This is a genomic window from Streptomyces sp. NPDC093600 (genome assembly GCF_044764755.1).
In the GTDB taxonomy this organism is placed as follows: domain Bacteria; phylum Actinomycetota; class Actinomycetes; order Streptomycetales; family Streptomycetaceae; genus Streptomyces.
Map to the genome: position 1 here is coordinate 714,596 of NZ_JBIWIU010000002.1, position 14,455 is coordinate 729,050.

Below are 14,455 nucleotides of genomic sequence, written 5' to 3' on the forward strand. Positions count from 1 at the left end.
GTAAACCAGTGGCCGCAGCGGACCCCCGTCCGACAGGGTGACGCCATGGCATCTCTGGTGAGACATGTGACGATCGACAGCTCCGACGCCTACGCCCTGGCCACGTTCTGGGCAGCCGCGCTGGACTCCCGGCTCTCCGACGACGACCGGCCGGGCGACGAGGAGGCACTGGTGCAGGCGCCCGGCGCCGCGCTCCTCTTCGTGACCGTGCCCGAGAAGAAGTCGGTCAAGAACCGGGTCCACCTCGACCTCCAGCCGCAGGACCGCACCCGCGACGAGGAGGTCGAGCGGCTGCTGCGGCTGGGCGCGACCCTGGTGGACGACCGTCGGAACACCGACGGTACGGGCTGGGCGACGCTGGCCGATCCCGAGGGCAACGAGTTCTGCGTGGAGCGTTCCGCCGGCGAACGCGCGGAGTGACTGCGCGGAGTGAACAGGCGGAGTGAACCGGGCGGAGTGACCGGACGGAAGCTGTCCCGTGCCGGTGTTCCAGAATGGTGACGTGCCGACGAACAGCAGCAGGAAGACCCCGGCGACCGCCTCGCCCGAGCGGCGTGAGGAGCTCCTCGCCACCGCGGCCGAGGTGTTCGCCGCCCAGGGCTACAACGCCACCACCGTCCGCGAGATCGCGGACGCGGCCGGCATGCTCGCGGGCAGCCTCTACTACCACTTCGATTCCAAGGAATCGATGCTCGACGAGATCCTCTCCCGTTTCCTGACCGAGCTGTGGGAGGGGTACGACGCCGTCCTCGCCGCCGGGCTCGGGCCCAGGGCGACCATCGAGGCCCTGGTCACCGAGTCCTTCCGGGAGATCGACCGGCACCGCGCCGCCGTCGCCATCTACCAGAAGGAGTCCCGACACCTCACCGGGCAGCCCCGCTTCGGCTACCTCGCCGACTCGCGGCAGAAGTTCGAGAAGGCGTGGCTGGGCACGCTGGAGCGGGGCGTCGAGGCCGGGGTGTTCCGGGCCGACCTCGATGTCCGGCTCACCTACCGGTTCGTGCGCGACACCGTCTGGGTCGCCGCGTCCTGGTACCGGCCGGGCGGACAGCACAGCCCGGAGGAGATCGCCCGCCAGTACCTCTCGATGGTCCTGGACGGAATCGCCGTACGCACCTGACCCGAGGCGCGTGTGACGCTCGTCGCTGTCCCGCCCCTGGGGCGGGACGGCATGCTACTGTTTCTCCGTTGCTAGTTTTGGTACCCATGAACTTTATGTGCGCCTGACGGGAATGTTCCTTCAGGCGCAATTTTGTTTTCCGGACTCTCCGGGATGGGGCCCCTACCTGTTCAGGAGATACACATGGCTACTGGAACCGTGAAGTGGTTCAACTCGGAAAAGGGCTTCGGCTTCATCGAGCAGGACGGCGGCGGCGCCGACGTCTTCGCCCACTACTCCAACATCGCGACCTCCGGCTTCCGTGAGCTCCAGGAAGGCCAGAAGGTCTCCTTCGACGTCACGCAGGGCCAGAAGGGCCCGCAGGCGGAGAACATCCTCCCCGCCTGATTGCCGTAACGCGTTTTCTCGCAGCCGGGGCCCGCACCGCGCAGGTGCGGGTCCCGGCTCGCGCTGTGCTCAGGCCAGGAAGGCATTTCCGTATGACTCGCTCCGAAAAGCGGCCCCGCCGGGCCGCGGACTCCACTTCCGGAACCCCGTCCGGAAATGCCTCGGGCCGCCCCGCGCGCGGCTCCGGCAGCCGTAACGGCTCGGGCGGCGGTGCCGGCTCGCGCCGTGGCGCCGGCACCGGTGCCGCCAAGGGCAAGGGCGGCGCCTCGCGCGGCCGCGGCCCGGCCACACCTCCGCCGCCGCGTGAGTTCACCCTCCCGGAGACGCTGACGCCCGCGCTCCCCTCCGTCGAGTCCTTCGACGCCCTCGACATGCCCGCGGCGCTGGTCAAGACGCTCAACGCCCAGGGCGTCACCGAGCCGTTCCCGATCCAGGGCGCCACCCTGCCGAACTCGCTCGCCGGCCGGGACATCCTCGGCCGCGGCCGCACCGGCTCCGGCAAGACCCTCGCCTTCGGCCTCGCCCTGCTCGCCCGCACCGCGGGCCGCCGCGCCGAGCCCAGGGCGCCGCTCGCCATGGTCCTCGTGCCCACCCGCGAGCTCGCGCAGCAGGTGACCGACGCCCTCACCCCGTACGCGACCTCCGTGCAGCTGCGCGTGGCGACCGTCGTCGGCGGCATGTCCATCACCAAGCAGGCCAACTCGCTGCGCCGCGGCGCCGAGGTCCTCGTCGCCACGCCCGGCCGCCTCAAGGACCTGATCGAGCGCGGCGACTGCCGCCTCGACCAGGTCGCGATCACGGTCCTGGACGAGGCCGACCAGATGGCCGACATGGGCTTCATGCCGCAGGTCGTCGCGCTGCTCAAGCAGGTCGAGCCCGACGGTCAGCGGATGCTGTTCTCCGCGACGCTCGACCAGAACATCGACCGGCTGGTGAAGATGTTCCTCACCGACCCGGTCGTGCACTCCGTCGACCCCTCGGCGGGCGCGGTGACGACGATGGAGCACCACCTGCTCTACGTCGCCGACGAGACCGACAAGAAGGCCGTCACCACGCGGATCGCGGCCCGCGACGGCCGCACGATCCTCTTCCTCGACACCAAGCGTGCCGTGGACCGGCTGGTCAAGCGGCTCCTCGCGAGCGGTGTCCGCGCCTCCGGCCTGCACGGCGGTCGTTCCCAGCCGCAGCGCAACCGCACCCTGGACCAGTTCAAGACCGGCCAGGTCACCGTCCTCGTCGCGACCAACGTGGCCGCCCGTGGCATCCACGTCGACGACCTCGACCTGGTCGTGAACGTCGACCCGCCGATCGACCACAAGGACTACCTGCACCGCGGCGGCCGCACCGCCCGGGCGGGCGAGTCCGGCAGCGTGGTCACCCTCGTCCTGCCCGAGCAGAAGCGGGACATGAGCCGGCTCATGTCCAACGCGGGCATCAGCCCCCGCACGGCGCAGATCAAGTCGAGCGACGAGGAACTGACCCGTCTCACCGGCGCCCGGGAGCCCTCCGGTATACCGGTCGTCATCGACGTCCCGCAGCCGGCGCAGCCCGCACAGGGCCGCGGCGGCGCGTCCAGGTCCGGCGCCCCGAGGACCGGCGGCCAGCGCTCGCGCCGCGGTGGCGGCGGGGCCGGCGGCGCCGGCGGACGCTCGCGCACCACCTCCACCAGCCGTACGGGTACGGGCGGCGCTCCGGCCACCCGCACCCGCAGCGGCGGCGGCGCCCGCCGGGGCGCGGCCTAGGGAGTGTCCGGAAAGTATCGCCGTCCGCCCGGAGGGCGGGTCTGCGGCGTCCGGTGCGTGCGATCGCAAGGCGGCCGGAAGCCCTCGGAGCGGAGCTACTTGGGTTTGTGGCCAACGCAGCGTGGGGGCGCCTCCCGTGCCCGAAGGGCTACGGGGGAGTGCGTGCAGGGCGTCGCGGACCAGGCGAGATTTTCCGGACACGACCTAGGAACGCCCGCCGGGCCCAGGTGAACCACGCCGGGGCCCGGCGACCCGCGTGTCCGGGACGCAGGGCGGGAGGGCGCGCGGACAAGGGGCGCGTACACCGCGCACACCGCGCGCACATCGTCCGCACACTCGGCGGACGAAGTCAACGTCCGGGGAATTCAAGCGAGTTGGGCTGCCGCTGGTGGTTCTCCGCGCCTCATCATGCTGTCCATGCGCATCCCCCCACGCCTCACCGTCATCGGCGGCACCGCCGCCCTGCTCTCGGCCCTGCTCGTCGGCGCCCCGGCCACGGCCGCCGTCACCCCGGCGCCGCTCCCGGCCACCGCCCCGGCCGCCGCCGTCGGGGACATCTGCTCCTCCGACCTCCCCTCCCAGGCGCACGACACCCTCCGCCTGATCGAGTCGGGCGGCCCCTTCCCGTACCGCCAGGACGGCGGCGTCTTCCAGAACCGGGAAGGCATCCTCCCGGCCCACTCGACCGGCTACTACCACGAGTACACGGTCAAGACGCCCGGCTCCTCCACCCGGGGAGCCCGCCGGATCGTGACCGGCGAGTCGTACCGGGAGGACTACTACACCGCCGACCACTACGCCTCGTTCGACCTCGTCGACCACACCTGCTGACCGGTGCGCGCGGGGGTGGACGTCAGCGGCAGCGGGGAGCCGTCCACTCCAGCCGCCGCCTGACCCGCTCGTCGCGGACGAACTCCAGGGCGGCGAGGGCCGTGTCGCGGGCCGTGCCGTCCGGGGCGCCGTCCGCGAGGAGGGCGGCGAGGGCCTCGGTGGCGCGCGGGTCCTGACGCATCGCCAGGCCCCGGGCCGCCTCGGCGACCACGTCCGGATCGGGGTCGCCGAGCCGCGCCGCCAGGGACTCCCGCACGGCCGGCGTGTCCTCGGGCACCTCCGCGAGGGCCAGTGTCGCCCAGTCCCGCACCCCGGAGTCGTGGTCCCGGCTCAGCGCCACCAGCGTGTCGACGGCCCGCGCGTGCCCGGCCGGTACGAGCCCGGTGAGCGCGGTCCCGACCGCCCGCCGCACCTCGGCGTCGGGGTGCCCGGCGAACGCCAGCAGCTCCGGCAGCCCGGCCGAGTCCCCGACCCGCCCCAGCGCCGCGACCACGGACAGCGCAGGCTCCCGCCCGCCCTCGCCGCCCACCGGCCCCGACGCGGGGCCTCCCGCCGTCGAGGCCCCCGTGGTCGAGAGCGTCTCCGTCGCCAGGCGGCGGAGCAGCGGGAGGCCGCGGGGGCCGAAGGTGTCCAGGCCGCCCAGGACCGATGCGCCCAGGGCCCGGCGCAGAGGAGTGCCGCTCGCGCACCAGGCGGCGGCCGCCTGGAAGGTCTCCTCGTCGGCGCGGCTCGCCAGGGCCGCGACCGCCTCGGTCCAGTCATCCAGGTCGGGGTCCTCGCACCGCAGGGCCCGGGCGGCGAGCTCCTCGTACGGCGTGCGGACGCCGAGCGCGGTCTCCAGGAGCGTGGCGATCGCGGCGTGGCCGGTCTGCTGTTCGTTGCCGCTGCCGGGAGTGCCGTCCTCCCGCAGCAGGTCGACGACGACGGTGATCCCGCCGTCCTCCCGGACGCGGCGGACGACGGCCTCGTACGGTTCGGAGCCGTGCGTCTCCAGCAGGCCGCGCAGCACGGCGCCCGCGATGTCCACGCCGATCCAGCGGCGTGCCTCGCGCAGTGCGTCCTCCAGGCCGCCGGCGCCGTGTTCGAGGAGTGCGCGGACGCTCGGCGTGGATCCCCGCCGGGCCGCCGCGACGAGCGGCGGCAGGCCGTCGGGGCCGGGGCGGTCGGGGTCGGCGCCGTGCTCCAGCAGGGCTCGCACGGTCTCCGCGTGCCCGAGCCGCACGGCCCAGGCCATGGCCGTGAACCCGTACACCTCCTCCTGGTCCGGGTGCACCCCGGCGGCGAGCAGCGCCCGTACCACCTCGGCATGCCCTCCGCACGCCGCCCCGCACAGCGGCAGGTCCCCGCCCTCGTCGCCACTGCCCCGCGCCGGGTCCGCCCCGGCGGCGAGCAGCACCCGTACGATCGCGGCCTCGTCCGCGACGGCGGCCAGGTACAGCGCGGTCTGCCCGCCCGTCACGGCCTCGGCCGGTTCCCCGCCCCGCAGGGCCCGTACGACGGCGTCGACGTCTCCGTCGAGAATTGCGTTGAACAACGTGCTCATCCACCGACCCTGACCCGGGCCGCCCGGACGGCGCAAATCATTACGCCTCGCACTCCAGCACCGACCCGCACACCCGGCACCTCGCGTGGAGCCGTCGCCCCGCCGGGACCCGCAGCCGCTGCCGGCAGACCGGGCACGGGAAGGAGACCCGCATCGACGCCCCCGTGCCCTCGAAGGCGTACGAGGCGCCCGGGGCCGCCCGGCCGTACCGCCGCTCCTTGGTGTAGCGGTGCCGCGCCGCCCACCCGGCCTGCGCCAGCGGGGGCCGCCGGCGGTCGCCGGCCGCCAGGTCCCGGCCGCGTACCCACGCCTCGTACGCCGCCGCGCTCGTGAACCAGGGCGAGGGGTCCTCGTCGAAGACCTCCGCGCGCTTGGCCAGCACGTAACCGAACTCCTCCGGCGTCAGATAGCCCAGCTTCTGGCTCGACACCGCGTCCTCCCGGTACGCGTCGAGCAGCAGCCACCCCGCCCCCAGATACGTGGTCACCACGTCCGTGAGGATCTCGTTGTCGCGGGTGGTCGCGAAGCCCAGGTCGAGCCGGTGCAGCAGCACATGGGTGATCTCGTGGGCCAGCGCCGCCCCCACGTCCCGGCGGTGCCGGCGGAAGCGGTCGTTCAGCTCGATGAAGTACTCCGGCCCCGCCGCCAGCTCGACGCTCGCCGCGTGCTCCATCTCCCGGAAGGTCACGACCATCCGCGCCTGCGGCAGCCCCGGCAGGCCCAGGTGGCGTACCAGCGCCGCGGCCACCCGCTGCGCCCCCAGATGAAGATCGTCCTCGTCCCCGAAGGCGACGTCCGCCGCCGGCACGCTGATGGCGTACCGCCTTACTCCGTCCGCCGACAGTCTCCGGTACAGCGCGGTGATCGCGGTCCGAACCGTGTCGAGGTGCGGAAACCCGTGGGCGACTTCGTTAGCGTTCGGCACGCCGGACCCCCTTTTCTCCACTCTACGGGCCGCCGGGCCATGTCCGCCTGGCCGAAAACGTGTCCTTGTGGCCCCCGCGACGCGGTGCCCATAATCCGGATCAAGCCTTGACGGGCACATGCCATCAAGGCCAACCCCCCATGAAAGGTTGTCACTTGAAGAAGAACAGGATCGTCCGCGCGCTCCAGAGAATCGCCGCCACCGGCGCCGTCGTCCTCGCCGCCGTCAGCCTTCAGCCCAGCACCTCCTCCGCCGCGCCGGCGCCCGTCGTCGGCGGCACCCGCGCCGCCCAGGGCGAGTTCCCCTGGATGGTCAGGCTCTCCATGGGCTGCGGCGGTTCGCTGCTGACCCCGCAGATCGTGCTCACCGCCGCCCACTGCGTGAGCGGTTCCGGCAACAACACCAGCATCACCGCCACCGCCGGAGTCGTGGACCTGCAGAGCAGCAGCGCCATCAAGGTCCGCTCGACCAAGGTTCTCCAGGCCCCCGGCTACAACGGCACGGGCAAGGACTGGGCCCTGATCAAGCTCGCCTCGCCGATCACCTCGCTGCCCACGCTCAAGATCGCCGACACGACCGCGTACAACAACGGCACGTTCACGGTCGCCGGCTGGGGCTCCGCCCGCGAGGGCGGCGCGCAGCAGCGGTACCTCCTCAAGGCGACGGTCCCGTTCGTCTCCGACGCCGCCTGCAAGGAGGCCTACGGCAGCTCCCTCGTCCCGAGCGAGGAGATCTGCGCCGGATACGACCAGGGCGGAGTCGACACCTGCCAGGGCGACTCGGGCGGCCCGATGTTCCGCCGCGACAACACCGGCGCGTGGATCCAGGTCGGCATCGTGAGCTGGGGCCAGGGCTGCGCACGGCCCGGCTACCCCGGTGTCTACACCGAGGTGTCGACGTTCGCATCCGCCATCAAGTCGGCCGCGGCGACGCTCTGACGACCTGACGACCTGACGACGGCCTGACATCGTGGCCTCTGACGGCCCGACGGCCCGACACGTCGTGACACGTACGCCCGGGGGCGGGAGCCCACCCCCGGGCGTACGTACGCGTTCCACCCGCCGTCCGTGAAACCGCTACGCCAGCTCCACCCGTGCCCCCGCGCCCCCGCCCTCAAGTTCCAGCACCCACACCTCGTTGCCGCCCTCCCGCAGCACCGGACCGGGCGCGAACAGCGTCTCCTGCGGGCCCACCCCCCAGTACCGCCCCAGGCAGAAACCGTTGACCCACACGAACCCGCGCGTCCAGCCCGGCAGCGACAGCGCCGCGTCACCCGCTCCCGCGACCTCCACGACCGCCCGGTAGAGCCCCGGACCGGCGTCCGCCGCCACCGGACGGAAAGGCACCTTCGACACCGTGTCCGCCTCGAAGGCATCGAGCCGCAGCCCCCGGGCCCGTACCCCGTGCACATACTGGCGCTCGTGCCGCACCCCTCCCGTGATCCCCTTCGACTCCGCCTGCCGCGGCCCGTAGTTGACCCGGCCCAGCGACTCCACCCACAGCTCCACCACCGCCGGCCCCGCCACCGGCTCCGCGAGCACCGCGTCCTCGGCCGTCAGCACCCCCGCACGCACCCCGTCCACGTACACCACCGCGCGATCGCGCAGCCCGGTGACGGACAGCGGATACGGCTGCCGGGGCCCGGGGACCTCCAGCCGGTAGCGGACCAGCCCCCGGTCCACCCCCAGCTCCTCGAAGGTCGGCGGCATCGGCGCCGACGACTCCTCGCCGCCCAGCACCTCCAAAACCCCCTCCAGCGGAGCCCACTCCACCGGCGCCGCCCCCGCCGCGCCCGCGATCCGCCGCGGCGGCTCCGGCACCTCCGGCAGCGGCCCCTCCGCGAACGCCGCGAGCACCTCACGGAACCGCCAGAACTTCTCCGTCGGCAGCCCCGCCTCGTCCACCGGCGCGTCGTAGTCGTACGAGGTCACCGTCGGCCGCAGCACCCCCTCGTGCAGCGCACCCGCCCGGTTCGCGCCCGCCCAGCCGGCGAAGTTCGTCCCACCGTGCGCCATGTAGACATTGACCGACGCCCCGCACTCCAGGATCTCCCGCAGCGCCGCCGCCGCGTCCGCCGCGTCCCGCGCGGAGTGCTCCGTACCCCAGTGGTCGAACCAGCCGCACCAGAACTCCATGCACATCAGCGGCCCCGACGGCTGATGCCGCCGCAGCACCGCGAACGCCTCCCGCGCCCCCGAACCGAAGTTCGCCGTGGCCAGGATCCCGGGCACCGAACCGCCCGTCAGCATGTGATCCTCCGGCCCGTCCGACGTGAACAGCGGCACCCCCACCCCGCAGTCCCGCAGCAGCCCCGCCACATGGCCCAGATACGCCTGGTCCGAGCCGTAACTGCCGTACTCGTTCTCCACCTGCACCATGATCACCGGCCCGCCCCGGTCGATCTGCCGCTCCACCACCTGCGGGAGCAGCACCCCGAACCAGCGGTCGACATGCACCAGATACTCGGCGTCGTCCGTACGCACCCGCCGCCCCAGCGGACCCGTCAACCAGTGCGGCAGCCCGCCGTTCTCCCACTCGGCACAGATGTACGGCCCCGGCCGCACGATCGCCCACATCCCGGCCCGCTGGACCGCGTCCAGGAAACGCCCCAGCGCCGCCACATCCCCGTACCGGCCCGGCTCCGGCTCGTACAGGTTCCACGGAACGTACGTCTCCACACAATTGAGCCCCATCGCCCGCAGCATCCCCAGCCGATGCCCCCACTGCTCCTCGTGCACCCGGAAGTAGTGCAGCGCCCCCGACAGCAGCCGCACCGGCCGCCCGTCCAGAAGGAAATCCTCATCACCCACAGCGAACGTGCTCATGACCTCACCCTCACCCTCTGGCGGCGAACCGGTCCATGGACAAAGATCGGCGCTGTTTGGACGTAAGGGAGACGCGAGGAAACCCGCGGGGAGGCGTGAGCCCGATGTACCACACCTGGATGCGCTACTTCACGCCCAGCCCGGTCCACCACCGCCTCGGCCTCGTCTGCCTCGGCGTCGGACTCCAGCACGGCGCACTGCCCACCGTCGGCCCCCGCACCCTCGACCACCACGTCGCCGTCGTCATCAGCGCCGGCAGCGGCTGGTACCGCGCCGCCGACGGCCGACGCACCACCATCACCGCGCCCAGCCTGATCTGGCTCACCCCCGGCGTCCCCCACCACTACTCCGCCGACCCCGGCACCGGCTGGGACGAAAGCTTCGTCGACTTCGCCGGCCCCGCCACCGCCACCTACACCGAACTCGGCTACATCGAACCCGACCGGCCCGTCGTCCCCCTCTCCGACGCCGCGGGCGCCCGCGCCGCCATCGGCCGGATCGCCCGCGCCGCCCGGCGCGGCAACCCCCTCCTGGAGGTCGAGACCGGAGCCGCCGTCCACGAACTCCTCGTCGCCCTGCGCCGCGCCCGCGCCGACACCAACGCCGACGGCGACCCCGTCCTCACCGCCCTCGCCCGCGACGCCTTCCAGCCCCTGTCCGTCGCCGAACACGCCGCCCGCCACGGCATGACCCCCGCCGAACTGCGCACCGCCGTCCGGCGCGCCGCCGGCTGCAGCCCCAAGGACTACCTCCTCTCCCTCCGGCTCGGCCGCGCCAAAGAACTCCTCGCCGCCACCGAACTACCCGTCGCCGCCGTCGCCCGCCGGGTCGGCTACGACGACCCCGCCTACTTCTCCCGGCTCTTCACCCGCCGTGTCGGCACCGCACCCATCCGCTTCCGCGAACAACAGGGCAGGACCGTGCCCGGCGGCTGGAGCAACCGGATCCCGCATCCCGACCACCCGCCGACCATCGCCTCCCGACCCGTCTAAGCTCGCTGCCCATGAGCGACACCAGCGACATCGACGAAACCGTACGAGCGGAACTGAACCGGCTCCGCGAAAGCATCGACAACATCGACGCGGCGGTCGTCCACATGCTCGCCGAACGCTTCAAATGCACCCAGCAGGTCGGCATCCTCAAGGCCAAGCACCAGCTGCCGCCGGCCGACCCGGCGCGCGAGGGCCGCCAGATCGCCCGGCTGCGCGAACTCGCGGAGAGCGCGAAACTGGACCCGGGCTTCGCCGAGAAGCTGCTGAACTTCATCATCGCGGAGGTCATCCGCCACCACGAGACCATCGCGGACGGAGCACGCTGATGAGCCGGGTCACGGTCTTCACCCTGGGCGGCACGATCTCCGCACGGGGCGGCGACGCGACCCGTATGACCGGCACCGAGGTCCTCGCAGGACTCGGCGTCCCCGACAAGGACGTGGACGTCGTGCTGCGCGACTTCCGCCGGCTGCCGAGCTCCTCGCTCTCCTTCGAGGACCTCGCCGCCCTGACCGAGGAGGTACGGGAGACGGTCGCGGCGGGCTCCGGCGTCGTCGTGGTGCAGGGCACCGACACCCTGGAGGAGACCGCGTTCCTCCTCGACCTGCTGTGCGTGACCGGCGAACCGATCGTCGTCACCGGCGCCATGCGCCGCCCCGACCTGCCCGGCCCGGACGGCCCCGCCAACCTCGCCGCGGCGATCACGGTCGCCGCCGACCCTGCCTGCCGCCACCTCGGCGTCCTCGTCGTCCTCGCGGACGAGATCCACGCCGCCCGCCACGTCCGCAAGACCCACACCACCTCCGTGGCGACCTTCGCCTCACCAGGCGCGGGCCCGCTCGGCTCGGTCGTCGAAGGCGCGGCCAGGATCCTGCTGCGGCCCGCCACCCCCTCGGCGCCCTGCCCGCTACGGCTCGACCCGACCGTACGGGTGGCCCTGGTGACCCTCGCCCTCGGCGACCGGGGCGATCTCCTCACCGGCCTGGACGCCCGCTACGACGGCCTCGTGGTGGCCGCCTTCGGGGCCGGACACGTCCCGACCTGGCTGGTCGAACCCCTGGAGAAGCTCGCCACCCGCATCCCGGTCGTCCTCGCCTCCCGCACGGGCGCCGGAACCACCCTCACCCACACCTACCGCGGCCCCGGCTCCGAACACGACATCCTCCACCGCGGCCTCATCCCCGCCGGCCCCCTCGACCCCGCCAAAGCCCGCCTCCTGCTCCACACCCTCCTCTCCACCGGCGCGGCGGGCCCCGGAGGCTACGACCGCCCTCGCATCACGGCCGCCTTCACCCACCTCACGGGTAGGGTTTTTTAGGAGCTCGGTTCGCGAGGCGGTCGTGGGCTTCGTGGCCGGCCGGGGCTCTGTGGGTTGTCTCGCTGACGGCCCCGGCCCTTGTCCCCGTGCCGGGAATCCGGGGGTCGTCGTCGAGGCGCACCGGCCCCCCTCCCCGTGCCGGGAGGTATCAGGCAGCATGGGCCCATGTCCGTACTGACGCGCGACGAAGCGCAGACCCGTGCCCAGCTCCTCGACGTCCAGCACTACACGGTCGACCTCGACCTCACCACCGGCGACCAGACCTTCGCCTCCACGACCGTGATCCGGTTCACCGCCCGCACCGCCGGGGACACCTTCGTCGAGCTCAAGCCCGCCACCCTGCGCTCCGCCCTCCTCGACGGCCGGCCACTCGGCCCCGCCGCACTCGACGGCAACCGGCTGCCGCTCACCGGCCTCGCCGCCGGCGAGCACGAGCTGCGGATCGAGGCCGACATGCGGTACTCCCGCACCGGCGAGGGCATGCACCGCTTCACGGACCCGACCGACGGCGAATCGTACGTCTACACCCAGCTCTTCATGGAAGACGTCCAGCGCGTCTTCGCCGCCTTCGACCAGCCCGACCTGAAGGCCGTCTTCGAGGTCGGCGTCACCGCCCCCGAGGGATGGACCGTCCTCGCCAACGGCATCACCACCCGGCAGCCCGACGGACGCTGGAAGGCAGCCCCCACCCCCCTGCTCTCCACCTACTTCGTCTGCGTCGCCGCCGGCCCCTGGCACTCCGTACGCACCGAACACGCCGGCCTGCCCTTCGGCATCCACTGCCGCCGCTCCCTCGCCCCCCACCTCGACGCCGACGCCGAGGAGATCCTCGACATCACCAAGGCCTGCTTCGACCGCTTCCACGAGAAGTTCGAGGAGCCGTACCCCTTCGACTCGTACGACCAGGCCTTCGTCCCCGAGTTCAACGCCGGCGCCATGGAGAACCCCGGACTCGTCACCTTCCGCGACGAGTTCGTCTACCGCTCCGCCGTCACCGTCACCGAGCGGCAGACCCGCGCCATGGTCATCGCCCACGAGATGGCGCACATGTGGTTCGGCGACCTCGTCACCCTGCGCTGGTGGGACGACATCTGGCTGAACGAGTCCTTCGCCGAGTACATGGGCTACCAGACCGTCAACGAGGCATGCTCCGACCGCTTCCCCGACACCTGGATCGACTTCGGCATCGAGCGGAAGGCCTGGGGGTACGACGCCGACCAGCGGCCCTCCACCCACCCCGTCGCCCCCGACCCCGCCGCCGTACCCGACACCGCCTCCGCGCTGCTCAACTTCGACGGCATCTCCTACGCCAAGGGCGCCTCCGCCCTGCGCCAGCTCGTCGCCTGGATGGGGGAGAAGGACTTCCTCGCCGGCATCAACACCCACTTCAAGCGGCACCGGTTCGGCAACGCCACCCTCGCCGACTTCATCGACAACCTCGCCTCCGCCACCGACCGCGACGTCCACGCCTGGGCCGAGCAGTGGCTGCGCACCACCGGCGTCGACACCCTCACCCCCGAGCTCGGCGGCGACGACACCCGCACCACCCTCACCGTCCGGCACGACGGCAGCCGCCCCCACCGCGTCACCGTCGGCGTCTACGACCGCGACCTCATCGACGCCCGCCGGCTCGTCCCGCGCGAGCGCCTCGACATCGACGTCCCGCAGACCGCGCCCCTCGCACTCCCCGGCCCGCGCCCCGCACTCGTCGTCCTCAACGACGGCGACCTCACCTACGCCAAGGTCCGCCTGGACGGCACCTCGCTGGAGACCGTCCTGCGCGGCCTGTCCGGCATCCCCGACGCCCTCACCCGCGCCGTCCTCTGGAACACCCTGCGCGACATGGTCCGCGACGGCGAACTCGAACCCGCCGCCTACCTGGAGACCGCGCACGCGCACCTCCCGGAGGAGACCGACCTCGCCATCGTCCAAGGCGTGCTCGCCTTCGCCCGCACCCAGATCGCCGACCGCTACCTGCCCGCCGAGGAGCGCCCCGCCGCACTCGCCCTCATCACCTCGCTCGCCCGCGACCTCATCCGCCGCACCGAGGACGGCTCCGCCCCCGGACTGCGCCTGACCGCCGTCCGTACGTTCATCAGCAGCGCCACCCAGCCCGACACCATCGCCGCCTGGCTCACCGAAGGAACCGTCCCCGGCGGCCCCGAGACCGACCCGGAGCTGCGCTGGCGGATCCTCGCACGGCTCGCCGTCCTCGGCGCCGTCGACGAGGCCGCGATCGACGCGGAGCTGGAGCGGGACCCGAGCGCCACCGGCCAGGAAGGCGCCGCACGCTGCCGCGCCGCCCTGCCCACCCCCGAGGCGAAGGCCGCCGCCTGGTCCCGGCTCTTCGGCTCCGACGACCTGTCGAACTACCTCTTCACCGCCACCGCCCAAGGCTTCTGGCAGCCCGAACAGGCCGAGCTCGTACGGGAGTACGTCCCCCGCTTCTACCCCGCCGCCATCGCCCTGGGCGCCCGCCGCGGCCCGGCGATGGCCGAGGCCGCCGGCCGCCACGCCTTCCCCGCGTACGCGATCGACCCCGACTCCCTGGCCCTCGGCGAGGCCCACCTCACGGACGAGTCCCTGATCCCCGCCCTCCACCGCAAACTCGCCGACCAACTGGACGACCTGCGCAGGGCCCTCCACATCCGCAACCCCTGACGGACCCGGGCCCAGCCCTTCCGCGAGCCCTTCGAGCGCCCCGCACCCGACCAGCCACACGGGTGCGGGGCCTCTTCACATGCCCGTCACCCCACAGCCCGGCCGGCCCCC

Annotated in this window: 13 protein-coding genes; 10 read left to right on the plus strand and 3 right to left on the minus strand. The window is 72.9% G+C overall.

What is annotated here, in order from left to right; translation table 11 throughout:
• Positions 1-45 precede the first annotated feature (45 nt).
• From ACIRB4_RS08910 to ACIRB4_RS08930, 5 genes are all read left to right on the plus strand, one after another.
• Positions 46-420, plus strand: a complete 375-nt coding sequence (locus ACIRB4_RS08910) for a VOC family protein (protein WP_403289389.1) — start codon at positions 46-48, stop codon at positions 418-420.
• 82 nt (positions 421-502) lie between these two features.
• Positions 503-1,120 carry a TetR/AcrR family transcriptional regulator gene (locus tag ACIRB4_RS08915; RefSeq protein ID WP_403289390.1) on the plus strand — a complete coding sequence of 206 codons (618 nt, stop codon included), beginning with the start codon at positions 503-505 and terminating at the stop codon, positions 1,118-1,120.
• 183 nt (positions 1,121-1,303) lie between these two features.
• Positions 1,304-1,507 carry a cold-shock protein gene (locus ACIRB4_RS08920; RefSeq protein ID WP_137989992.1) on the plus strand — a complete coding sequence of 68 codons (204 nt, stop codon included), beginning with the start codon at positions 1,304-1,306 and terminating at the stop codon, positions 1,505-1,507.
• A 92-nt stretch (positions 1,508-1,599) separates the two neighbouring features.
• Entirely contained in the window at positions 1,600-3,249 is a 1,650-nt protein-coding gene (locus tag ACIRB4_RS08925; RefSeq protein WP_403289392.1) for a DEAD/DEAH box helicase, read from the plus strand.
• Positions 3,250-3,666: 417 nt separating this feature from the next.
• Entirely contained in the window at positions 3,667-4,080 is a 414-nt protein-coding gene (locus ACIRB4_RS08930; RefSeq protein ID WP_403289393.1) for a ribonuclease domain-containing protein, read from the plus strand.
• 22 nt (positions 4,081-4,102) lie between these two features.
• On the opposite strand, the gene ACIRB4_RS08935 is transcribed toward ACIRB4_RS08930, so the two are convergent.
• The gene (locus ACIRB4_RS08935) at positions 4,103-5,623 is read right to left on the minus strand and encodes an ankyrin repeat domain-containing protein (protein WP_403289394.1); all 1,521 of its coding nucleotides are present in this window, start codon (positions 5,621-5,623) and stop codon (positions 4,103-4,105) included.
• A 40-nt stretch (positions 5,624-5,663) separates the two neighbouring features.
• Positions 5,664-6,548: a hypothetical protein gene (locus ACIRB4_RS08940; RefSeq protein WP_403289395.1), complete on the minus strand. Its 885-nt coding sequence runs from the start codon at positions 6,546-6,548 to the stop codon at positions 5,664-5,666.
• A gap of 140 nt (positions 6,549-6,688) precedes the next feature.
• Between ACIRB4_RS08940 and ACIRB4_RS08945 the strand changes: the two genes are divergently transcribed.
• Positions 6,689-7,486, plus strand: coding sequence for a S1 family peptidase (locus tag ACIRB4_RS08945; RefSeq protein ID WP_403289396.1), 798 nt, complete (start codon positions 6,689-6,691; stop codon positions 7,484-7,486).
• A 138-nt stretch (positions 7,487-7,624) separates the two neighbouring features.
• Here the strand turns inward: ACIRB4_RS08945 and ACIRB4_RS08950 are convergent, their stop codons facing one another.
• Entirely contained in the window at positions 7,625-9,373 is a 1,749-nt protein-coding gene (locus ACIRB4_RS08950; RefSeq protein WP_403289397.1) for a beta-galactosidase family protein, read from the minus strand.
• 104 nt (positions 9,374-9,477) lie between these two features.
• Here ACIRB4_RS08950 and ACIRB4_RS08955 point away from each other — a divergent pair, with 104 nt between their 5' ends.
• The 4 genes from ACIRB4_RS08955 (at position 9,478) to pepN (ending at position 14,344) form a co-directional block, all read left to right on the plus strand.
• Positions 9,478-10,365 (plus strand): AraC family transcriptional regulator, encoded by an 888-nt coding sequence (locus ACIRB4_RS08955; RefSeq protein WP_403289667.1) that lies wholly within the window; start codon positions 9,478-9,480, stop codon positions 10,363-10,365.
• An 11-nt stretch (positions 10,366-10,376) separates the two neighbouring features.
• Positions 10,377-10,691, plus strand: coding sequence for a chorismate mutase (locus tag ACIRB4_RS08960; protein ID WP_403289398.1), 315 nt, complete (start codon positions 10,377-10,379; stop codon positions 10,689-10,691).
• Positions 10,691-11,683: an asparaginase gene (locus ACIRB4_RS08965; RefSeq protein ID WP_403289399.1), complete on the plus strand. Its 993-nt coding sequence runs from the start codon at positions 10,691-10,693 to the stop codon at positions 11,681-11,683. The genes ACIRB4_RS08960 and ACIRB4_RS08965 overlap by 1 nt, the downstream gene beginning before the upstream one ends.
• 165 nt (positions 11,684-11,848) lie before the next feature.
• Complete coding sequence (gene pepN / locus ACIRB4_RS08970; protein WP_403289400.1) at positions 11,849-14,344, plus strand: aminopeptidase N; 2,496 nt, start codon at positions 11,849-11,851, stop codon at positions 14,342-14,344.
• Positions 14,345-14,455 lie beyond the last annotated feature (111 nt).

What these genes read in the sequence shown, in the direction of transcription:
- ACIRB4_RS08910 (WP_403289389.1), top strand. Translation starts at nt 46, where the DNA reads ATGGCATCTCTGGTGAGACATGTGACGATCGACAGCTCCGACGCCTAC.
- ACIRB4_RS08920 (WP_137989992.1), top strand. Translation starts at nt 1,304, where the DNA reads ATGGCTACTGGAACCGTGAAGTGGTTCAACTCGGAAAAGGGCTTCGGC.
- ACIRB4_RS08925 (WP_403289392.1), top strand. Translation starts at nt 1,600, where the DNA reads ATGACTCGCTCCGAAAAGCGGCCCCGCCGGGCCGCGGACTCCACTTCC.
- ACIRB4_RS08930 (WP_403289393.1), top strand. Translation starts at nt 3,667, where the DNA reads ATGCGCATCCCCCCACGCCTCACCGTCATCGGCGGCACCGCCGCCCTG.
- ACIRB4_RS08935 (WP_403289394.1), bottom strand. Translation starts at nt 5,623, where the DNA reads ATGAGCACGTTGTTCAACGCAATTCTCGACGGAGACGTCGACGCCGTC.
- ACIRB4_RS08945 (WP_403289396.1), top strand. Translation starts at nt 6,689, where the DNA reads ATGAAAGGTTGTCACTTGAAGAAGAACAGGATCGTCCGCGCGCTCCAG.
- ACIRB4_RS08950 (WP_403289397.1), bottom strand. Translation starts at nt 9,373, where the DNA reads ATGAGCACGTTCGCTGTGGGTGATGAGGATTTCCTTCTGGACGGGCGG.
- ACIRB4_RS08955 (WP_403289667.1), top strand. Translation starts at nt 9,478, where the DNA reads ATGTACCACACCTGGATGCGCTACTTCACGCCCAGCCCGGTCCACCAC.
- ACIRB4_RS08960 (WP_403289398.1), top strand. Translation starts at nt 10,377, where the DNA reads ATGAGCGACACCAGCGACATCGACGAAACCGTACGAGCGGAACTGAAC.
- ACIRB4_RS08965 (WP_403289399.1), top strand. Translation starts at nt 10,691, where the DNA reads ATGAGCCGGGTCACGGTCTTCACCCTGGGCGGCACGATCTCCGCACGG.
- pepN (WP_403289400.1), top strand. Translation starts at nt 11,849, where the DNA reads ATGTCCGTACTGACGCGCGACGAAGCGCAGACCCGTGCCCAGCTCCTC.